The 23,518-nt window shown below is 32.9% G+C and carries 17 protein-coding genes; 5 read left to right on the plus strand and 12 right to left on the minus strand.

Annotation, left to right across the window (positions count from 1 at the left end; translation table 11 throughout):
* The first annotated feature begins 14 nt into the window (after positions 1-14).
* From FF125_RS03340 to FF125_RS03360, 5 genes are all read left to right on the plus strand, one after another.
* Positions 15-1,556, plus strand: coding sequence for a RagB/SusD family nutrient uptake outer membrane protein (locus FF125_RS03340; RefSeq protein WP_175418857.1), 1,542 nt, complete (start codon positions 15-17; stop codon positions 1,554-1,556).
* A gap of 29 nt (positions 1,557-1,585) precedes the next feature.
* A complete protein-coding gene (locus FF125_RS03345) occupies positions 1,586-2,257 on the plus strand; it encodes a fasciclin domain-containing protein (RefSeq protein ID WP_138948449.1) in 672 nt (223 codons plus the stop codon).
* Positions 2,258-2,306: 49 nt separating this feature from the next.
* Entirely contained in the window at positions 2,307-3,389 is a 1,083-nt protein-coding gene (locus FF125_RS03350) for a DUF5007 domain-containing protein (protein WP_138948450.1), read from the plus strand.
* Between the two features lie 64 nt (positions 3,390-3,453).
* On the plus strand, positions 3,454-4,788 hold the full coding sequence (locus FF125_RS03355) for a hypothetical protein (protein ID WP_138948451.1): 1,335 nt from the start codon (positions 3,454-3,456) through the stop codon (positions 4,786-4,788).
* A 23-nt stretch (positions 4,789-4,811) separates the two neighbouring features.
* Positions 4,812-6,119, plus strand: a complete 1,308-nt coding sequence (locus FF125_RS03360; protein ID WP_138948452.1) for a DUF3472 domain-containing protein — start codon at positions 4,812-4,814, stop codon at positions 6,117-6,119.
* Positions 6,120-6,174: 55 nt separating this feature from the next.
* Here the strand turns inward: FF125_RS03360 and FF125_RS03365 are convergent, their stop codons facing one another.
* The 12 genes from FF125_RS03365 to ruvA form a co-directional block, all read right to left on the minus strand.
* Positions 6,175-6,915 carry a head GIN domain-containing protein gene (locus FF125_RS03365; protein ID WP_138948453.1) on the minus strand — a complete coding sequence of 247 codons (741 nt, stop codon included), beginning with the start codon at positions 6,913-6,915 and terminating at the stop codon, positions 6,175-6,177.
* A gap of 82 nt (positions 6,916-6,997) precedes the next feature.
* Positions 6,998-8,116, minus strand: a complete 1,119-nt coding sequence (locus FF125_RS03370; RefSeq protein WP_138948454.1) for an acyloxyacyl hydrolase — start codon at positions 8,114-8,116, stop codon at positions 6,998-7,000.
* A gap of 1 nt (position 8,117) precedes the next feature.
* On the minus strand, positions 8,118-10,232 hold the full coding sequence (locus tag FF125_RS03375) for an energy transducer TonB (RefSeq protein ID WP_138948455.1): 2,115 nt from the start codon (positions 10,230-10,232) through the stop codon (positions 8,118-8,120).
* A gap of 122 nt (positions 10,233-10,354) precedes the next feature.
* The gene (locus tag FF125_RS03380) at positions 10,355-10,936 is read right to left on the minus strand and encodes an acyltransferase (RefSeq protein WP_138948456.1); all 582 of its coding nucleotides are present in this window, start codon (positions 10,934-10,936) and stop codon (positions 10,355-10,357) included.
* Between the two features lie 3 nt (positions 10,937-10,939).
* Positions 10,940-11,683: a deoxyribose-phosphate aldolase gene (deoC, locus tag FF125_RS03385; RefSeq protein ID WP_138948457.1), complete on the minus strand. Its 744-nt coding sequence runs from the start codon at positions 11,681-11,683 to the stop codon at positions 10,940-10,942.
* A gap of 95 nt (positions 11,684-11,778) precedes the next feature.
* Complete coding sequence (locus FF125_RS03390; RefSeq protein ID WP_138948458.1) at positions 11,779-12,534, minus strand: energy transducer TonB; 756 nt, start codon at positions 12,532-12,534, stop codon at positions 11,779-11,781.
* Between the two features lie 79 nt (positions 12,535-12,613).
* Positions 12,614-13,345 (minus strand): energy transducer TonB, encoded by a 732-nt coding sequence (locus FF125_RS03395; protein WP_138948459.1) that lies wholly within the window; start codon positions 13,343-13,345, stop codon positions 12,614-12,616.
* A gap of 409 nt (positions 13,346-13,754) precedes the next feature.
* Positions 13,755-14,474, minus strand: coding sequence for an energy transducer TonB (locus tag FF125_RS03400; protein ID WP_138948460.1), 720 nt, complete (start codon positions 14,472-14,474; stop codon positions 13,755-13,757).
* 63 nt (positions 14,475-14,537) lie between these two features.
* Positions 14,538-14,915 (minus strand): VanZ family protein, encoded by a 378-nt coding sequence (locus tag FF125_RS03405; RefSeq protein ID WP_138948461.1) that lies wholly within the window; start codon positions 14,913-14,915, stop codon positions 14,538-14,540.
* Positions 14,881-15,261 carry a glycine cleavage system protein GcvH gene (gene gcvH / locus FF125_RS03410; RefSeq protein ID WP_138948462.1) on the minus strand — a complete coding sequence of 127 codons (381 nt, stop codon included), beginning with the start codon at positions 15,259-15,261 and terminating at the stop codon, positions 14,881-14,883. The genes FF125_RS03405 and gcvH overlap by 35 nt, the downstream gene beginning before the upstream one ends.
* Before the next feature lie 253 nt (positions 15,262-15,514).
* A complete protein-coding gene (gene sov / locus FF125_RS03415) occupies positions 15,515-22,681 on the minus strand; it encodes a T9SS outer membrane translocon Sov/SprA (protein ID WP_250629673.1) in 7,167 nt (2,388 codons plus the stop codon).
* Positions 22,682-22,685: 4 nt separating this feature from the next.
* The gene (gene ruvA, locus FF125_RS03420) at positions 22,686-23,267 is read right to left on the minus strand and encodes a Holliday junction branch migration protein RuvA (RefSeq protein WP_138948463.1); all 582 of its coding nucleotides are present in this window, start codon (positions 23,265-23,267) and stop codon (positions 22,686-22,688) included.
* Positions 23,268-23,518 lie beyond the last annotated feature (251 nt).

Consider the following 23,518-nt stretch of genomic DNA (forward strand, 5'->3'; position numbering starts at 1 on the left):
TTAAAAATAAGAAAATGAAAAACATAAAAAAATATACATTTTTTACCATGATCATATGTTTATTCAGCACTTATAGCTGTACCGATATATTAGATCAAGAACCTGTAAGTATTACACATCCCGCTGTTTTTTGGGACAGTCAACCGAATGCAGAACAAGCGTTAGCCGGGAGCTATGGTTTATTCAAATATGCCATTACCTATCAAGCTAATTTTATTTACTGGGGTGAATTACCAGGTATGACCTTTATGAATAGCCGTAACTGGATTTCAGATTACATAGAAAACAGCGGTAATTATGTGTTGGCCTATAGAGATAATAGTCGTAACTGGAAAAACTTCTATAGAGCAGCGAACTGGGCATTAACCATTGAAAAATATGTGGCTGATATGCCTGATAATCTTTTTACTTCAGTTGAAGAGAAAAACAGAATAATTGGTGAAGCAGCTTTTGTCAGAGGACTCTCTTATTATTGGATGGCTCGTATTTGGGGAGATGTGCCTATTGTTACCGAGTCGGTAGAATCATCTGACCAATTACTTGGTGAAGATGGGTTTATTGTTAGAATTCCAAGATCTAATGAACTAGAAGTATTAGATTTTGCTTTAGAAGCAACTAATAAAGCTATAGGGTTATTAGAATATTCAGCTCCAGGCAATACAAATTGGGCTATTACGGCTAACAGAGGGAGTGCAGAAGCTTTAAAAGCAGGTTTAACCCTTTGGTATGCCTCTAGAGATAATAACAATTCAGATATGGTTCAACAATCTATTGAAGCTGCAACATCTGCAATTAATAATAGTGGTGCTGAATTAATCGATTATGTAACCGAAGGTAAAGATGGTTTTGATGCCATGTGCATCGGTCAGTCAAAAACAGGTTTGTTTGAAATTAATGTGAGTGCTGATATGAACGAATCGTTTAGAATGGAAAGTAATGACGGTCATTATACCGGACTTACATTGAATTACCCTATTTGGAAAACTGAAAATACGGGTGTAGCTCCAACTATAGATCCAGATTTTTATGGAAAAGAAATGATGAATGAAGATGATGATAGAGAAAATGATATCCGTAAAGAGTTATTTTTCTATGATTACGAAAGCAGCAGTAACTCATTTCCGTTAAAATATTCGCATTCATCTGCTGATCCTAATTCTGAAGATGCTTATGCTCTATTTTCTGAGTCTAACATTGTTTTATTTCGTATGGCTGATATGTATTTGCTAAGAGCAGAAGCACAAGCAAGGTCAGGTGCAACAGGTCTTGCAGTAGCTGATTTAAATATGGTTAGAAGTAAAGCGAATGTACCTAATTATAATGGAGCTACTGATGATGACAGTCTTATGAAAGCCATTTTTGATGAGCGAGCTATAGAATTTGTAGGTGAGGGTAAATCAGCTTATGATCGTATTAGAATGAATTATTATGAAGGTGTACCATGGATGAACCAAAGTCGAATTGCTAAAAAAGGATATTTTTGGCCAATTGACCCTTCAATTATTACAAATAATCCATCTATTGTACAAACAGAATATTGGAGAGGAGCTTTATAATATAAAATAACATTATAAAAAATAACAAGATGAAATATCCATTAAATACATATAAAAAAATGAAAAACATAGGCTTGATAATCTTAGTTTTTGTAACGCTTTATGCTTGTAATAGTGATGATTATTTGGTAGATGGTGGTATTAGTGACGAAAATGTAAATGCTACCACTTTCGATTTCATTAAATCACATAAGCAGTTAGATACCTTGGCAATTCTTATTGAAAAAGCAGGTATGACCACAGAAGTAAACGGAGAAAACACTCTTTTTGCTCCGAACAATACGTCAATTAAACTTTATGTAAATAAAGTATTAGAGGTAATGAGAAACGAAGATCCGCAAGCACAGTTTACCGTAAATGACATTCATGTAGATACATTGAAAAAGTACATGGGCGGTTTTATTTTTCCTGGTAAAATTAAACGTGAAAATATGACTAAAGAAGGTGAAGTATTAACAGCGTTAAACGGTGAAGAAAGAAGAATTTCCTTAGAACCTACTGACAATTACTCAGGGCAATTAGAAACTTTTCCTGAATACGTTTATTTTACCTATAAAGTAGGAGACGATTGGGAGGCTTGGGATGATGGAAATAGTGATGATAAGAAGTATTTAATTAGAACTTCTAATATTTCAACCACTAATGGAGTAGTACATGTACTTCAAGGAAGTTATGTGTTGTTCAATTATGACCCTAAATAATCATAAAGATTAATAAGAGTTTCAATTTTAAATCTTAATAAAATAACAAATGAAAAAAATATTAACTACTTTAATAATTGCTATTGCGTTTGCTTCTTGTACTCCACCAGAAGTAGGCTACATAAGTGATGATATACACGCTCTTGAAGACACTATTTTTGTACCACGCGGTGTCTTTAAACTAGCGGCAGCACCTGCCGCAGAAGGCTCTACCTATCCTTTGGAATGGGAAATTACAAGTATTACAGATGCTAGTGGTACTCCAACTCAAGCTCTATTTGAGGAACATGAAATAACAACTTGGACTTCTGCGTATAATCCAGAAACGGACACTACATTAGAACTGGCACAAGCCAAAATTGAACAAACACAAGAACCTTCTGTTTTAATAAGTTCAGTCAGTGGTGAAATTGCTTTTACACAAGCTACCAAATTTGTTGACGGTGATATTTTTAAAATAAACGTAAAAGTAAAAAACGTAAATGGAGAACGTCAGTTAGATGATTTTGTGGTTGTAAAATTATTACCATTTGAGGCTGTTGAATTTCCTACCGAAATGAGATCGAGATTACAATTAGGTAAAGGAGGAGGAGCATTTGATATTGGCTATACATCCGTTATTAGTAATGGTAATGATGATGAAGTGCCAAGTGTTTTAGATGGCACACATCCATATATTACCGTATTAAAAACGAGTAATGAACCTGCTGTAGGTGTTAATGTGAAAATGATAATTGCCGATAGTTATGGTGAGGCATTAAACCCTGAGGAAGTAGTGTTTTATCCTTCTGGTTCTAGTTATTTGCAGAATTATCATGATAACTCTACAGAGACTACAACGGATGCAACAAGTACTACATTTTCTTTACCAGCACCACCCTTTCCACAATATGCTAGAAATTATTCAGGTAGCAGCTCATACTTAATGTACTATTTAACTACTACAAATGCATTTACAGTAGATAAAGATGCCTATGAAGCAGATAATGGTGCTAAAGATTGGTCTGATTATATTGATCCTGATACGGGAGAAATAAGAAACAGAGCCTACATAAGATGGGGTATTAAAATTAATGACTCAGGTACTTGGGAAATTAAAATGAAAATACCGTATACGAAGCTTAAAGAATAAAAATTTCACCATATGAATACCCTTTGAATTCTGATATTCAAAGGGTATTAAACAATTGAAAATAATGCATAAAAAAATATATTTTAGTTTAATAACGCTGCTTCTTGTTAGTTTAATAAGTGTTGCACAAGAACAAAGTGATGTGGTTAATAAAGTCGTTAAGCCTTCACGAACAGAGGTTGTAGTACCTATTCATAAAGCTGTTTTTAGAGATTCACTGTGTAAACAAAGAGTGCAAGGTGGCAATCCAAGAATACAAAATGGATATTTGCAATTTGATGGTTCTTTAGACGGTAATAGACAAGTTGATCCACAAATTGCAGTTGGAGGAGGTTTTGTTTTTCATGGAACTAATAACGGTTTGGTAATTTATGACAAACAAGGTAATTATATAGATGGTGCATCACAAAAATGTTTTAATAACGGTATAGATCCGAAGCTTTTTTATGATGCTCATAACAAAGTTTTTGGTTTTGATCTTTGGGTATATTGGGATAAAGCTAAAGTAAAGCCAGTTAATATTGCCATTTCAGAAACAAGTGACCCTAGAGGTGCTTGGAATATTTATCCGGTTTCTGCCTCAAAAGGCGTTGATGGTGGTGGTATTGGTTATAGTAAAAAATGGGTTGGGTATTCTTTTCCAGGAGGTGAAGATAGAACTTTTGTAATGAAGATGAGTGAAGCTAAAAGCGGAAAAACAGCTACAGTTTACCATTTCCCTGGTACATTAGGCCATCCTGTATTTACACAAGACAGCACAGACGATCTCTATTTTTTTAAAATTGTAAAAGAATATTTTGTAATAACAAAAGTTACCGAAGATGAAACAGGTTCGCCAGTTAGCCAAGTAGTAAGTAAAAAGAAACATGGTTTAAAAAATATTGGTTACCCTCCTAAATCACCGCAAAAAGGAACTGATCAAGTTACTTCTTCAGGGGATAGAAATCCTAAAAATTTAGTTTTGCAAAATGGATTTTTATGGTTTTCGCAAGCTATTAATTACAAAGGAAATTCAGCCGTTCAGTGGCATCAAGTAAAATTAGATGGTTCCATAGTTCAAACAGGTTTAATTTATGATAAGAATACCAACTATATTCAAACGACCATTGGTGTAAACAAGAATAATGATGTGTTGGTTGGTTTTCAAGAAACGAATAAGAACATGTTTATTAGTCCAAGAATGGCTTTTAGATATGCCAAGGACCCAGCAGGTCAATTAAGAGAAATTGTGAAGTTAGGTGAAGGTACTGGGGCTACTGACGGAGTTGCCTGGGGAGATTATAGTGGTACTGCGATAGATGGTGATAATGGAATTGACTTATGGACAATACAGAGTAGAGCGAATGACAAGGGAAGGGGCGAAACGGTAATCGTAAAAGTGCCTTTTAAAAACAAATAAATTTTAAGGAATAACTAATACTCATGAGATTCATTTATTTTGTAACACTTTTTGTACTTATTTCTTGTCAGTCAAAGTCGTCTGAAAACCAAAGTACTCAAAATGAAAAGTTAAGTTTTTCAATTGAAATTCCTGCAAGTGGTAATAGTTGGATACATAACAATAGTTCTGAAAATTCCAACATGCTTAGAGATTCAGTAATTAATAACTGGACAAATTTAAAAACTGTAATTCGTACATATTTTAAAACGGATACATCTGGTAAGTTACATCTGGGTTTGAATGCAAATGTACCTGATGGTACTTCCACAATTAAAGTTACCATTGGCAATAAATCCGAGACTGTGACATTGAATAGTTCTGAATATATGGAGATTGCAGTGGGTGTTTTTGATATAAAGAAGGGATATAATTATGTTGAAATAGAGGGGATAGGAAAGTCTGGAAAATATATTGCAAATATAAATAAGGTACTAATTGGAGGTCCGGCCACAGAAGGCAAGGTTTATTTTATAAAAGACGATTTTTATTTTGGACGTAGAGGACCTTCAGTGCATTTATCTTACAAAATACCTAAAAACAAAGATGTTGTTTGGTTCTATAACGAAATTAAAATACCAAAAGGAGAAGACGCATTAGGATCCTATTTTATGGCAAATGGTTTTAAGGATGGCTATTTTGGTATTCAAGTAAATTCAGAAACAGAACGACGTATTTTATTTTCTGTTTGGAGCCCATACGAAACGCAGAATCCAAAGGAAATACCGGATGATTATAAAATTATTTTATTGGGTAAAGGCGAAGGAGTTACTTCAGGTGAATTTGGCAACGAAGGGTCTGGAGGACAAAGCTATAAAGTCTTTAATTGGAAAGCAGATAAAACCTATAAGTTTTTATTAAAAGGAGTTCCTTCAGTAAATAATTCAACAGATTATACAGCTTATTTTTTCGATCCAGAAAAAGATACTTGGAATTTGATTGCCAGTTTTCGAAGACCACATACGAGTAGGTATTTACAAAATGTATACTCTTTCTTAGAAAACTTTATACCAGATACTGGTAATATTTCTAGAAAAGGGAATTATCAAAATCAATGGGTTTATACAAAAGACGGTGTGTGGACTGAGTTAACCACTGCTAAATTTACAGCAGATGCAACGGCAAGGAAAGAAGCTCGGTTAGATTATGCTGGTGGAGTTGAAGGCAGTACGTTTTTTATGAAAAATTGTGGATTTTTTAGTGAAACCACATCTATTGATTCAGAATTTACAAGAGAAGCAAATGGAATAGCTCCGTCAATCGATTTTTCGAAATTGGAAGTTCCTAAATGATATTATATTTGAATTAGTTTTTAAAAGCCTTTATGTAGTATTCGTGAAGGCTTTTTTATTTAAAAATTAATTTACCATTATAAAAGGTTTTTACCTCAACTAAAGGCGGTTTGTTTAATGAGATTAGGTCGCCTACACTTCTTATTTCTCCAGTTAGTTTTTGAATAGGATTAACGATCATGGTATTAATTCCTCTGTGAAAAACATCCACATTTTGAGCTTCTAAATTCTCACCGTTAAACTTACCTTCGCCCGCATAAAATCCTACAAACAAATTATTTGTTTTACCTTTTATTGTGAAATTGGATACATTATTAGATATAATATTTAAATGGTTATTGTCAATAATAAGGTCAAAATCACCAACATTTTCGGTTGGTAAATAATAGTCTTCAGAAAACAACGTAATAGAGTTGAACTTTAAAATTTCTGTACTTGAAATTGTAAATTGTGATGCGTTTCTAATTTCGGTAATATCGATAGCAGTCAATATTAATTGAGCAGGGTTGGTGTCTCTAAATAGGTTACAAGTACTGTTTTCTATAGATAATATACCATCAGTAATTGTTACAGAAATATTATCAATTAAATTTTCGCCATACTTTATTTGAAGTGTGTTTTCCAATCCTTGTTTTATTTCCAAACGGATTCCTTCATGGGCAATTATCTTAGAAAAACTTGATAAATCTACCAATTTAATAACTTCCGTTCCTGACGATGATAAACAGTCAGAAGTATGATCAGAGCATCCTAAGGTGAGTAGAAAAATTACAATACTTAAAATCTGTTTTTTCATTATTGAATCATATATCAAACTTGAGAATTCAATTGAAATCTCATTTAAAAATAACTTTCAGACACTACTTTAATTCTAAGAATTAAAGTCTTATACCAATACCTAAATCAATTGATTCTGCTAAAAATAAATGAGCCTTAATGGATGCTGTTGCAAACCATTTTTGTCCAAAATATTTTTTAACACCTACACGTTCATAATATCTAGTTTCGTATTTGTAGGGATAATATACATAGTATCCTAGTTGTGTAATTATCGAAAAATTATTGATATCTAATTCATGTCCAATCATCAAACTCACACGCTTATAATCTGAATTTCCATCTTCCTCTGGAAATTCAGGAAATGCCACTGCGTTGTAGGTAATCAATTCCTTTAAAAATTTTGAAATAAATAGTTCACTACCAAATTGCAGTATGCTTTTTCTATTAAGTCTTTTGTCTAGATAAACAGTTCCAACATAAAATGGGAATTGTTTTGTGCCTAAATTCCCTGCACTGTTTATACCGCCACTCAATTGTAAATTAAGTTTTATTCCTTCTTTATCGTTGCTATTATTCAGATTAGTTGATTGCGTATAATCAATGGGGTTATCGACATCAAAATTATAACTAATACCTGTTGTTAACGAAAGTGTGTTAAGTCCTAAATTAGGAGACTTTATGGTTCCATTAGAATAATGTGAAAGCATTAAGCCGAGGGTGGCGTCAAAGGCATTAAAAACCTTTTTATGTTTATAATTAATACCGAGTGTTGTGTTCGCTAATAAATGAGAACCAAAAGCGATATTTTTATTATTGGTTTCTAAATCAAAAGGATTTGTATTATACGAAATGCCTTGTCCTAGCTTTATATAAAAAAGATTTTTACGAGCTCTATTGCCAAAATATAACGAATAATTAAGTTGAGTTGTAAATGTTGTACCCAACACTGCATTGTCAAAATTATGATAGATAAAAGAAATTCCCCAATCAGGAAAATTATACGCTGCCAAGTTATTGTTCTTCGGAGTTGTTTTATGATTGTAACTTAAAATAAACCCATCTGGATTGGTAATTGCCAGATGTGAAACTTTATTCTTGTGCTTAAGAATAGTACCATAGAAATACTCGATATGTAGAGAAGTGTGCCCCTCTTTTTGAGCCCACAATGTTAAGTTGATCATAAAAAATAGTATACCTGTTACTATTTTATACTTCATCTTAAAAATCGAAATACCAATTAAATAAGTCTGCTTTTAATCCAAAAGTAAACCATGTTGAATTATCAATGGCCGTATCTGTTATAGCCTGAGCCGGATTGAATTTTCTAAAGATAATTCCTGCAAATAATTTCGTGTTTGTTGCGGGGTTCACTAAGTATCCACCTTGAAAGTCTGCAATAAAAATTCTGGTATTATTACCTTGTAACAATTCTATTCCGGTATCACCAGTTCTGTCTTCATAACTTTGATAAATGTTACCACCATAGTTTAAACCATTAATATCAAAACCTTTATTCCCCATGTTTATTTTAGCACTACCAAACCATCTGTCTTTCTTATAACGTGCAATGGCCACAAACTCCCAAAAATTGCTTCCCCAAGGATGTCCCAACGGTTGATTATAATGGGCGTAATTCAAGATAGGGTCTTTATGAGAAAAGGTATATGGTCTAACTACGTTAAATTCTCCTTGTAAGTATAAATTATCGACATTAAAGGCATTATAATACTTTGCACCCACTTGTATGCCAAATTTATTGGCCCAATAGCCACTTCCATCAAATATTTTCCCAATTGTTAATTCATCCAATACGAATTGTGTATAGGTAGAAAAATTATCAGAAACTTTATATTTTGTACCTAATCCGATAATGGCGTTACCTCCTCGAGATCCTCTTGAAAACTCAACGGCTCTGTAAAAAATAATAGGATTAAAGTAGTTGATGTCAAACCCGTTATTTTCACCCTTTTTAGTAATCGCAGCTTCAAATAGGCTCACGTTTAATCTTTTGGTAACATTATAGCTTAGATGGTGCATGGCTACAAATTTCCTAGCACTTAAATTATCCACATTTACAGAAGGTCTTACATCATCAAGCCACATCCATGTATTGGTGTATTTTATTTTCCAAAATTGTGTGCTAATTTTTAAATGAGGATAAGAAGATGCCGCATCTGATAACATTAAGGAACGATATCCATCACCAACAAAATTTTTACCATGTCCAAATTGGAAATTGAAAAATTTACTCGGAGTATAGGTTAAATAGGCTTCTGCAACAGGATAGTCAAAACTATTGGTTTTAAAAATCTTAGCCTTACCACGGCCAGGCACTAGCCCATATGATTCAGTACCTTTATTGGCTCTTGCAAAGTCGTTTACATAATCAGCAAAGCGACCTTGGCTTTCGTAAATAGAAGCTGAAAAGTTGAAGTTTTTACCCAAACCACCTTGAATTTGAATGGCTCTCGTGTTGTTGTAAGTATAATCAACATCGTTTGAATTGTCTTTACCAATTTGCAAATCAAAAAGTGGGTCAATAGTAAACCAATAATCTTCTTTTTGTACTTTGAAAAAATGCTCATTCCATAATTTCTTTCCCCATTTTGAGGATTTATCCTTAAACAAAATCGTTTTTTGCAGGTCTAAGTCTACATATTTGGAAGTTTCGCTATATAAAAAAGGTTTAAAACCTGTATGTGAGTTGTCGTTTTGATCATAGTAATAACTTAACTCATCATAGGTGCTATGCGAAAATGGAATGTTAAGTTCACTTTGATGTTCCGGAAAATAAGTACTTACTACAGCGGTTTGAATGTCTTTCTTTTGAGTATTTGGATTGAGTGGGGTAGGAGTTGTTTGTGGAGTTACTGGTATCGTTGGTGTATTTACTACGACATTTTCTTTAGTAATTTCTTTGGTTATTTTTCCAGGAGTGGGTTGTGAGCCTAATGGTATTTGAATTGGAAGTCCAAATCGCATATCAATAGCTCTGCCATTATAAGTTGCTGGCTGAGCTTTTGGTAAAAGTGCAAAAACTCTTTTCGCTTCTGCTTCTAATTCCTTATACGCGGAGCGTACATATAAAACCTCAAAATCACCAGTTTTGGTAACTATAAATATTACGTTAACTGTACCTTTGTAGTTGTCGGATGTTACATTATTTGAGACTTTAAATTCTGCTAATACATCTTTTGTCAAGTTTTGATTAAAACAAGAAGCTAAAGTAGTTTCGCTTGCAGCATCGCAGCCCTTATAAATAGGGTAAATATCTTCTTGTCCAAGCAAGACGTTTGAAGAGATAAGAAGGATAACTATAATGATATATTTCATTTAAATTTATTTTCACCAACCTATTTTTTACTTTTTGCTATGTGTTGGAATTCGTAATTTTAACTCAGTGTCCTTTCTGGACGCTCATTCAATACTAATTTTGTTAAATTTTGGCAAAGGTATTAATATATTTTGGCTACTTTATTATTATTTAACTGATATTTCTCTTTACTCTCAGGACAGATGGCAAAACCTTTTGCGTCAAAATTCAAGCGATGACCATATTCACTCACCCAACCAATTTGTTTAGAAGGATTGCCTACCACTAAAGCATATGCGGGAATTTCTTTAGTTACAACACTACCAGCTCCAATAAGTGAGTACTCGCCTATAGAGTTACCACAAACAATAGTCGCATTTGCTCCAATACTAGCTCCTTTTTTTACTATAGTTTTTTTGTATTCATCTTTTCTGGCAATTGCACTCCTAGGATTAATAACGTTTGTAAATACCATTGAAGGACCTAGAAAAACATCATCTTCACAAATAACACCGGTGTAAATTGAAACGTTATTTTGAACTTTTACATTACTACCTAAAATGACATCTGGTGATACCACTACATTTTGTCCAAAACTACAGTTTTCACCGATAACACAATTAGACATGATATGGCTAAAGTGCCAAATTTTTGTTCCATTACCAATTTTACAATTGTCATCTATAACGGCAGTCTTATGAGCAAAAAAATCTGATTTTTCCATAAATTAATAATTATCGTTAGTTGAACCTCCGTCAGCAATACTTTTCGCAGCGGAAGTGCCTATTCTGTTTACACCTAAATTAATCATTTTAACAGCATCTTCATAGCTCTTTACTCCACCCGCAGCTTTACTTTGTAAGGGTTTGGCATTTTCCACAATCAATTTCATACCTTCAAATGTAGCTCCAGAAGGTTTATTATCACTTGTTTTAAAAAAGCCAGTTGACGATTTTACATAAACACTTGAAGCCTTTTCTTCACCGAAATTACTTAAAATTACATCTCTAATAATTTGAGTAATGGCAATAATTTCATTGTCTGATAAGGCCGCTATTTCAATAATCCACTTTACAATTTTGTCATTTTCTAATCCGAGTTTTGAGCATTTAAAAACCTCACTTTTTATCAGATTAATATTACCATTTAAAAATGCAGGATAATTAATTACAAAATCTAATTCATCAACATCATTTTCAATTGCTTCTTTAGCTTCATTCAATTTTTCTTCAATAGTAAAAGTGCCTTCGTGAAACCCTATTACTGTCCCCACTTGAACATCACTGTTGGCTTTAGTAATTAATTCTTTAGCAAGTGAAACAAACTTTGGTCTTATCATTACTAATTTGAAATTTTCTGCAATAGCTTCCTCAATTAGTTTAATTACGTTTTTACGTGTTTCGTCTTCTGTAATACCTGCTTGTACAGCAGTTTTAAGATAGGTAGAGTCTAAGTGTTCATTAATGTTCATTTGTCATTTATTTAATATGCAAAAATAGCGATTTTAATACAATAATAAATCCCACAAGGTTGTGGGATTTATTATTGTATATTTTTAAATAATGACTATTCAATTTGGAAAATTATGGGTAATGTATATTTTACAGGAACTGCTTTTTTACGTTGTTTACCTGGGGTCATTTCTGGTAACTTTTCTATGACTCGTAAAGCTTCTTTCTCTAAGCTTTTATGGGGTGCTCTAATTTGAATATCAGTTACTAATCCATTTTTACCAATAGTAAATTGAGCATAAATTTTTTGTTTACCAGATAAGTTCAATCCCTCAGCAATACTTGCATCAAACGTTCTATTTACAAATTTGGTCATTTGCTTGGTAAAACAAGCTTTCGCCTCTTCGTTTTTCAAGTTTTCACATCCAGGGAATATAGGAGCTTCTTCTAAAATTGTAAACGGAATAGGTTCTTCAAGAATAGGTCCTTCTTCGACTATCTCGACAATATCACTAATATTTAATTTTTTTGGATTCTCGTTACTATCAGGTAACTCTAAAATTTCAGGAGTTTTTGTGTCATCAGGAACTACGTTAATATCAATAAGCGGAGCCTTTTTGGGTACTAACTTTTCTCGTGGCTCTTGGTTTCTTTCAATTATAATGTCGGGTGGAGCAGAAAAAACATATGTTGTGCCTTCTTCATGAACTACATTATCTAAAACAAATACGGTTTTGGTTGACGTGTACTCTAAAGAAAGATAAACAATCAATAATGCTAATACCAAGCCTAGCTGCATAAAAAGAGCTGAACTGCGGTAGAATTTCTCGGTTGGTGGTTGATTTTTTTGGGTTTGTTTTGAAAAATTCATAATGGTATGTTTAAAGTGTTAAAACTATGTTAACATCAATAAACATACCAAGATTGAAATTATGCAACTAACGTATGGTTTATATTCTTACTTCTAAAGTAATAGGTAATGTATATTTAACCCCTACAGGAATACCACGTTGTTTTGCAGGTATCATTTTAGGTAAAGAATTTACAACTCTAATGGCCTCTTTTTCTAATCTTGCATGAGGACCTCTTGCTTGTACTTTGCTTATATTTCCGTTACGATCTATACTGAAGAGTACAATTACTCTTTTTTTACCAGCTTCTAATCCTAGTTCGTTCGTAAGGTTGGTGTCGAAATTTTTACCAACATGACCCATTATTTTTTCCTGTAAACATTTTTTTAATGCAGCTTTATTGCCTTTACATCCAGGGAAAATTGGAGCATCTTCAATAATAGCAAAAGGAACATCGTCTAAAACTACTTCTTCTTCAACAACTTCTTCAACCTGATCTATATCAACAACTTCAACTTTATCGTCTTGATCAATCTCTGTTGACTCAAGCATTGTTTCTTCAACTTCTGCTTCATCGGTAACTACTTCAATAACTTCAGGTGCGGGTGGAGGTGGTGGAGGTGGTTTTATTTGTTCAATTCTTTCTGTTATAGGTATGTCTTCTACAATTTGTTCTTCTATAATAAGACCTGCAAGGTCTGATACCGATCTTTCATATACCCTGTGTTGTATGGAAACATATACAATGAGTAAAGAAAGTGCTAAACCTAATTGTAAAAATAACCCACTGTAATTTTCTAATTTGGCTTTGGGATTCTTTTTAACTTCCATAATATAAATATTTAAGTTTAATACTAATTTTTAAGTGGATATGATTATCTACTTCTTTTTAACAGTACTAAGGTCTTAATTCTAGAGTAAAAAAAGAATGATAAATATCATATTGGATATTAAAATTCAGTTTGGTTAAATATTTATAAGAAAATCCAAAAGAAACAAGATATAACAATGTTTTAGGGAATTCTTTGAAGAAAATTTTGAAATATACACATTACAATGAATATGTTATTTTTATTTTTTTAACAATTAAGATGGTGTTTTTGCGAATTATTCAATAATAGTAGTTAAAAAATGCTAAAATGAATTTAAAATTTGACTAAATTGAACTTTTAATAATTAAAAAAAGGACTATCTTTTAAAAGATAGTCCTTTTTTAATGAATATTTTTTAGTTGTATTTATTACTCTACCAATAAAGTAATTGGAAGTGTGTATTTTACACCCACTGGTCTACCACGTTGTTTTCCAGGAATCATTTTAGGTAATGAATTCACTACACTAATTCCTTCTTTTTCTAATCTAGCATGAGGTCCTCTTGCTCTAACATCAACAATATTACCGCTTTTATCTATTTTAAAAACAACATATACTTTCTTTTTACCTGGATCTAAACCTAAATCTCCAGCTAAGCTTGTATTAAATTTTCTACCCACATGTTTTTCAATAGATTTTTGAAGACATGCTTTTAGTTCAGCCTTACTTCCTTTACAACCTGGGAAAATCGGAGCATCTTCAATAATAGCGAAAGGAACATCTTCAGCGACTTCTTCAGCCTCAACAACTTCAACTATTTCTTCTACTTCAACAACTTCATTTTCGTCAGTTTCCGTTGATTCTAACATGGTTTCTTCCACTTCTTTTTCATCTTCAACAACTTCAATAACTTCAGGAGCTGGTGGAGGTGGTGGTGGCGGTTTTATTTGTTCTATACGTTCCGTGATTGGAATGTCTTCTTCTACTTCTTCACCCATGTTAAGAACACCTAAATCGTCGATCTCTCTTTCAAACGTTTTATATTCTATACCTACATAAACAATAAGTAATGCTAATACCAGACCTAACTGTACAAACAGCTTGCTGTAATTTTCTAAATTTGCTTTTGGGCTTTTTTTAGTTTCCATTGATAGATAGTGTTAATTTCTTTGCTAATTTAATAAATAAATTTACTTATACAAGAATTATTTTTAATTCTCTCGTTTTATAAACCACAGATAAGACACCAAATATGCCAAAATCACACCAGAAGCATTTGCAACTTCATCATGCCAGTCAGCAGTGCGATATGTGGTTAAAGTTCCCTGAAGTACTTCAAGAACCATGCCGAAAATAATAAGTAATGCAACAATATGAAGCCATCTTTTAAAACGTGACCTAAAAGCATAAAGCCAACTTACTCCTAAAGTAAAATAGGCTATAAAGTGTCCGTACTTATCAGAATTACTAACATTTATCTTAGCTACCCCTTTTAGAGATATTAGACTTAGAAGGGTAACTAAAAGGGTTATAAAAATGGCAACGGCTAACGCGTTACGCTCCAATAACTTCTTTATATGCTTCAGCATCTAATAAATTATCAATCTGCGAAGAGTCGCTAATTTTAAGTTTAATCATCCATCCATCTCCATAAGGATCTGAATTTACACTTTCAGGGCTGTCCTCTAAGTCTTCATTAAATTCAATGACTTCACCAGACAAAGGCATAAATAAATCTGATACCGTTTTTACAGCTTCAACAGAACCAAAAACTTCGTCTTTATCAACAGTTTCATCTAGTGTGTCAACATCAACATAAACAATGTCGCCTAATTCGCTTTGTGCGAAATCAGTGATACCAACGGTGGCAATGTCACCATCAATTTTAACCCACTCGTGGTCTTTAGTGTATTTTAATTCTGCAGGAATATTCATATAATATATATTAATTAGAAAACAAAGTTAGTAAATAAATAGGGTATCCAAAAATCATTTGTTTAGTAAAATTATATCAAAAAGATTTACATTTTTTTTAGGATTAAATATTTAACCTTATAAATGATGATAAATTGTATAATTTTTTATTTTGTATAATGATAAGAAGAAGATAACTTAAAATGGAAAGTGCTTAATAATTATAGTGCTTTATTTAATTTTTTATGACTTTTAATTACGTTTAGTCTTGTTATTAGTTTCCAATAGTGTAGCGAATTTGTATGCCAGCACTAACAGATTTTCTTGGGAAAGTAGTTGAAATTAAAAAACGTGAACTATTCTGGTCATAATAAAATGAGGCTAATAAATTTTTATTTAACGCATAATCAGCTTTAAATTTAAATGAAAGTAAGCGTTGTCCTCCTGTAACTTGATTGTTTAAAACATCGATAGAACGAATAGTAGTAGAATTATTACGGATACTAACATCTCCTGACAAGGTTATATCACCTTTAAAACTAGTAATTGAATTACCTGTTCTCATTTTTAGTTTCACATCTTTTAAACGGTACCCCAAACCTAAGACATATTCTTTTCCTCTTATCTCAGTGATGGTGTTGTTGCTCACATTTAGGTTCAATGTTTTGTCCTGTTTAAGTTCTGCTCTAACTGAGAAAGAGTTTTTCATACGCATATCCACTTTTATTAATGGATTGAACTCTTCAACTAAGTTTATACCAGAAAATATTTTTTCAGGTCTATAGTTTCCATTATCATCTAATTCTGAATACTTGTTTGTATCATTACGTAAAAGATTATTATTAAATCCTATAACTTGATAGCTTGAATTATATTCATGCTCAACGATAAAACTTCTAAAGCGTTTTTTGAACCATTTGAATTTCATGAATCCTTTATAGCTCAATCTCCAATTTGGAATAGGAATATCTCTAAAAGCACTTAGTTTGACTTTACGTGCATCTCGACCGGAATAGGTGGCTAAGAATGCAGGAATCAATACTTGCTGGCTGTTTTCGCCAAAGCCCGCAGCATTTGCACCAGATTGCTGTGCCAATCGTTGTTGAATTATAGCCCTGTTCGCTTTAAATTCATCGAAAGTAGCATCGCCATCACCATCAAAAGCTTTACCTAACATAAAATGACTGATACTAAAGTTACCAACTTCATTAAACGGTTGATCTGTTAGCTCACCATTTATAACATCTATTTGCTGCGATTTGTTACTCGTATATATTTTATTTGCGGATAGTTCTATGTTAAAATCTTTAAAAGGTCTAACATCAGCGTTAATATCTAGTTTGCTTAAATGTGTATTGGTAAATGTTTTACTGTAATAAGGGTCAGCTATACGTCCGCCAGCAGTTGAAGTATCTCTTGACACTAACCATGCATTAGCGGCAGCTAAGTCTTTTATGTCACTTTGGCTACCAAATACAAAACCAAAAGTAGGAGCGAGGCTACCATTATATCTATCTCTACCTAGAAAACCTATTTCAGGTGTATAGCCTGGTAAAACGGTACCATTTTGTTCTGAATATGCAATTCTTATTTTCTTAACAGAAGTAACCACGTCTACAAGTCCTTGAAGAGCTTTTTGCCCTCCAGTTGTATTTTTAGTGTTGATAACCTTTCTTCTAGTTCTTGGAGCAGCTATTTTCTTTGTGGTAGAATCTCGCTTTTTAGAGTTTTTAACTCTTTTAGGTCTCTTCGTTTTTTTCTTAGCTAAATCTAGTAGACCTGTTCTTTTATATAACTTGGTCATGTCTAAATCTGCAGAAAAAGTATGTGTATTGGCATTTTGAACCGTATTCCCTATTTCATCTACATATTCTTGTGCAGACGCTTGCCAATCAAAATCAGCGGTATAACTATAGGTCCCATTTAAAAAGTCGAACCAAGAAATTTTACTTAATGGTATTTTATAAGTAGCGTCTAAGGTTTGATGGTATTGATTTGGTCTTCCTATACTAAAGAAATTATCAAATAAGCGGTCTGTAAGTACTTCTTGTGTGTCTTCATCTTTTAAATCATTAATATAACTAGTGGCCGCTCTAAAGCTAAATTGTAAAGATTTGGTAAGGTCATAAGCAATATTATAGTCCCAATCAAATAGAAATCTTCTTTGTGTAAACTCTATAGGGTCAAATCCAGATACCAGAGCTCTTGAGGCTTGTTGATTGTAGCTTCTTATGATATTTGAATTTACAGAGATTGAGGTAGGAAGCGGATTTAAATTAAAATCTTTAACAAATTTGAAAAGGCTATTTTTTTCTAAATATTGTGAATTTTTAAAAGGTTCAAATTCTATTGGCTTAAATGCATAATTATAATTGGCTGCAGCTCTCACATTTTGATCTAAGAATTTTTCTACTACATAATCTTTATGGTAAGTGTCATTATATGCATATGAAACGGATAAGTTTTCAACATCATAAAAACGAGTTTTCTTTTCAGGATTTGTGCGTTCTTTTCTTACATTAATAAGATTTAAACTTCTACGTTTAGTATAATCTCTTGAGCTTTCAGCTTCCGCATCATTCTTACTGAAACGAACATCTTGATATTTCTGATTCCACTTTGGATCTGCAAATTCTTCACCATAGCTCACATTTAATGGAATTTTAATTCCTGCAGATTTAGGTAATAATTGGCCTACGTTAATATTACTGATAACGTCGTATTGTTTTGAATCTTCTTGACTTCGTTCATTTACTGTTTGCTCGAGTGAACCAAAGCCTTGAGAGTTAGCCCTACCTGAAACCGAAAAGTCTGCAAAATCTGCAAAATTGGCATCAGCATTTACAACAGCTGCCCAACCGCCTTCATTATCATAATCAGTAACCCGTAATTCATTAAACCACAATTCTGCACTTTTAGACATGTTAGATCTGTTTTTTAGACCTATCATTATGGTTTTAATATTTCCTAAATTCGGATTTCCTTTCATACGTAACCTAGCATCAGGCTCCGCAGTTTCACTAGGGTACACATCTGTTACTGAAGTAGATGTTGATACCCGCTCAATTTTTAATTGTCCAAACGCTTTTAAGTCAGCTATTAAATCATTTTCTTCTGGCCAAATTTCTTCATCAAAACTAGCACCAAAAGGTGTTATTTTTAAAGGTAGTTCATATTGATAATAGTTATCATCGGTGTCACTACCCATTCTAATGATCGCTACAATGTCATCATCGTTAAGGCCTAATTGTCCTGCAATGGCTTCTGCATGGACAAACATTTTTAACGTATTAAACATTCTCATGTCAAACTGAGTATTTTTATAAACAGCTCTTGTTTCGCCAGGTAGTAAGTCGTTTATTCTGATTAATAACGACTGTTCGTTTTGTTCTTGCAACGTGGTTGTACCTTGTAAACGCTCACGTTCTAAGCCCGGAGGTAAAACATATGGAATAGGTGTTTTTCCTTCGTTTTCCTGAACATTGACTACACCTACTTCAAAGTTTCTATTTTCCGCTTCAGTTAATTCTTGAGGAGGGTCAATAGCATCATCTAAGGTTTTAGTATATCTTCTCCAGTCACCACGAACCAATTCTAGTTCTCCAAAACGTAAAACAACAGGTACTTTAAATTTTGTTAAGAACATCCTCATAAAGCGAATGGAATTAAAATCTGAAATATTACCTACAGTTTCGTCTGGTGTAGTTATTGGGATTCTAAACTGATACCACTTCGTTTGCTGTTGCGTACCATCAGCCAAAGTAACTGCTACAATTTTTTCATCTACAATATTATTTTGACCAACGATAAAGTTAGATGGATCTATATTTACCTTGTATTGAAAATAGCCTTCAACCGTACTCATGGTCTGATCTTTATTAATGTCTTCAATATCAGGAAAAGAACTTGCAGCCGTTGGGTAAGATTCTGTTGAGTTATTTATAGTAGGTGAGTTGCCTTGTGTTTTATTGAAATTTCTATAACGTGTTATTATGGATGCATCTGAAGCATCTAAATCGCTACCTCTAAAAAAGTTATAGTTATCATTAGCAGGGTCAGGGCCAAATTGTGTTCCAAAACGATTAGCTTCTTCATCGTCCTTTAATCCATCTAAACCTAAATCTTGATTAGGTCTTTCATTATCCTTTTCTGTAAAAGCATAGATTAATGATTGTTTTATAGGAATGTCTGACCAAGCAGTTTCGTCAACATTGGCTCCAATATTAGGCTTGGCAATTTTAACGCCATCTTCAGGTAAACCATTTTCATACATTCTTCGGTTATCTGTTAAAATATCTTCAGAAATATTACCTAAATTGAAATACAACTCTCCACCAAAGTCACCTGCATTTACATTTGTAGGTCCTCCTTCTTCAGGCTTAATGGAATAGTTCTCGTAAGGATCCATTAACCAAAATTGAATATATTCTACATTGGCTTGTTGAAAATCTGTGGTGTTTAATGATCGCATAATACCTGCCCAACGGTTTTCAGGATCTGTAAATTTTCCGTTGAGTACATTTTGAGTATCGAAATTATAAGAGCCACGCTCTTCAGGGAAATACGCTAAATCTAATGTATTTACAATATTTGATTGTGTAATATCTAAGTCTAACTCAGGGAATAGTTCATTATAGCCTACTTGACGAACTTCTGCTCTTGACAGCTCAGATTCATCAATGTTACTTGGCTTTAATGAGTTACCATAAAACAATCTATCAATGGTGTACCATGATAGTTGTGATCTTTTTTTACCATATTTTAATTGATCTGTATCAGCATCATTATAAAATTGCAAATCAGGTGAATTCTGATTTTGAGGTACACTGGCTAAAAACCACTGTCTGTAAGAACTAATATCCAATGGAATTTGTGAAGCTTCAAAGTCATCTATATAGGATGCATTTTCGCCTTCAATACCCCCATTTTTATTTGTAGCGGTACCTGGCATTAAATAAGCCGCATCTGCACGAATAGAAAAATTTGAAGTAACATCAGTATCAATATTGGGTAATTTATTTACCCACTTTGTAAATTGAGGGACTTCGGTTTGATAGCTTAAATTAAATCCAGCAAGTGTATTGTTTACAGATTCTTGACCAAATTGCATTTTACCATAAGGTCTTTCACTCATATTAATAAGCGTACCACCTATTGCAAAATTTTCTGAAAAAACATGTTGTATGTCAACTCCTAAATAACTACGCTGTTGTTGATTAAATCCGTTATTATTTTCTACTGATACATTAATAGGTGCATTAGAAGCAGTTAAATTCGGATTGATAATTTGAACAGAACCTGAAATGTAGTCTACTACATAATCAACGCCTTCTAGCAACTCTCTTCCTCCTGAAGTAACGGTAACAGAACCTTTTGTTACGTTAAAGGCACCTAAAGGAATTCCTCTGTCATTTTCTGTTTTAAAATAACCTTTAATAACATATTTATCCTTGTATTGAAAATCATTTTGAGCTTGTGACTTCGTTCTATCATACAATTCTGTAAACACATATTGGTTGTCGGCAGCGTCAGTTAATATTTCGCCTAACTCACCAGGGTTATTAGCGTTAGAAGTATTACTGTTTCCAAAAGGTTCTACAGTTGGAAAAATAACATACCCATCTTGAGAATTTATAGTAAGACTTTCTATAAAATCAAATAAACCATCACCATTAGGAACTGGGTCATTTGATTGATCTAAACGGTCAAGTCTTGTTAAGTTTAGTAATGTTTTATCATTTACACCTGGAGTAGTTGCATGCTGTAATATATTTAAAGGAACACCTTCTTCATCATCTTGATACATTAATTCAAGTCTAAATCCGTCTGCGTTTAATTGATATGCACCTGGTAATGCATAAACATTTTTCATCATTAAATCCCACATCGGTATTGTGGTATTCACAATTTCACTACGCAATAATTTTACCACTAAATTGGCTGGAGCAGTAACACCATCGGTAGAAAGTTCACCAACACGGAAAACATTTTCACCTGCTACACTACTGTCTGAATATTCAAAAGCTACAGCTAATATTTCACTATCAGCCAATCTTCTGTTTAACGTAATATATCCGAGTTGCGGATCTAGTGTGAAATCTATACCTAGAACTAACTTTCTAGCATTTTCTAAAATGGTATAATCGGTTCCTTGTTGATAGCCAGCTAAAGTAGAACTTACGGTTGAAATATCTCTAATACCTCCATTAGGTGTTAAAAAATTAATAATACTGTTGGCATCATTGGAAGGGTCTTTTTTACCAGCCGCAGAACTTACTAAACTAGAGTGAATATTTGTAGGGTCATTTTCACCCAGATCGGCCAATGCAACTATGCTACGGACATCTTCAGTGGTGTTATTTTTATTGGTAACCCAAACTTCAATCTGTGTAACTTGTTTTGAGCTACTTATTAACGGCACTCTAGCCATGGCATTATTGAAGTCGTCACGGAAGCGTTGAGATAGAAAGAAATGTCGGTTGTCATCATAATTACTAGCACTCATTTCAAACTCGGAAATGGTAGCACCACCTTCAGCTGCAACCGAGGTAGTTTGTGATTTTTGTTGCGAGAAGACACCTGTTACCATTGTTTTACCAAATTGTAACTGAGTCTTAAATCCAAAAAGATTTTGTGCTCCACTTACTAATGAATTCTGAATAGGCATACTAATATTACCAACTTCAATTTTTTGAATAATATCGTCTTCAGTAGGTGTATATTCTAATTTTATTTGATTTTGAAAGTTAAATGTTGATTGCGTATCAAACGCAGCATTTACACGTAATCGCTTGCCTACTTTTGCATTTAGACTTGCGTTAATTTCTGCATCAAAATCGAACGTAGTACTTTGACGGTTACGTTCAGACAATTGAGGGTTTTCAACTTTTTGAAATAAAATACCCATTTTAACCAAGACAGAACCCTGTGGGTTTACTTCGATAGTGTTTCCGCCAAAAATATTTTCAAAAAGATCTGATTTTACATAATACCTTGGCATTAAGTTCTTTTGAGCATCACTATTCTTATTTCGACCACTTACTGCACTTATTTTTTCCTTAAAGTAATCTATCATATCTTTCTTTAGACGGTACTCTTTGTACTCATCTTCAGTCATGTATGATGGGTGCTTTACATAATAATCACCAACTTTTTTTACAAAAATATATTGTTTTGATTCGGCGTTATAAAGAATTTCGTATTCTGATAAGTTATCAAGGAAAAGACTGCCTTTCTGATCACGCTTAAAGTTGTATGGCAAATCAGGTAAAGTATCTCTGTTTACCGTTTCAACAGTTTTAGTAACTGGTTTTGAGACGCTTACTTTAGTAGTGTCTTTTGGATTTGGGGCAGAAGGGGGTCTTTGTGCAAAAATGGGGGTTGATGCAAAGAACAATAATAATAAAAATAGACTGTATGTCTTTTTTAAGTTGATTTTCAAAGTTTTACAAGATTTTTAACGCTTGCTTAATGATGTTTTCAAGAGAGGTGTTAGGGGCTTCTTGAATTATTTTTTGTACTATTTTTTCCACTTGTTTTCGCGAAAACCCGAGTACTTCTAAAGCAGATAACGCTTCATCTCTAATAGTATTGTGGTTGAATGCAGAATCTTCTGAAATTTCGTAAGTTTTAACAATTTTATCGCGTAAATCTATGATTACACGTTGTGCCGTTTTTGCACCTATTCCTTTTACAGATTGTATGGTGGCAACATCTTCAGAAGCAATGGCGTGTTGTATTTGTTCAGGTGTCATTGAAGATAGCATGGTTCTACCAATACTGGGGCCAACACCAGAAACAGAAATAAGAAGTTTAAATATTTCACGTTCAACTTTATCAGCAAAACCAAACAGCGTATGAGAATCTTCTTTTATATATAAATAGGTATACAATTTTAAAGCTTCCGCATCGGGAATTTTTGAGTAAGTGTTTAAAGAAATGTTTAGAAAATAACCAACTCCATTACATTCAATAATAACAAAAGTGGGGTTCTTTTCTACTAATTTTCCATTAAGATGAGTAATCATTTTAGATTGAGTAGTTAGAGTTCTTAATTCAATCCGTAAATGTAGTTTTTAAATTTTGAATGGCGAAAAATTTGTTGAATCGATTGAGAGTTTAACGTTTAATGCTATTAGAATTTTTAAGGTTTGAGTTTATTTGAGTCAACAATGCCTATAAGTTTTATTGTTAACGCTCCCAATACACAAAAAAAAGACTGATTTCAATAAATGAAATCAGTCTTTTTACTATTTGTATTTTAAAGATTTGCTTTTGT

Origin of the sequence: Aureibaculum algae (assembly GCF_006065315.1) — a bacterium.
Lineage (GTDB): Bacteria > Bacteroidota > Bacteroidia > Flavobacteriales > Flavobacteriaceae > Aureibaculum > Aureibaculum algae.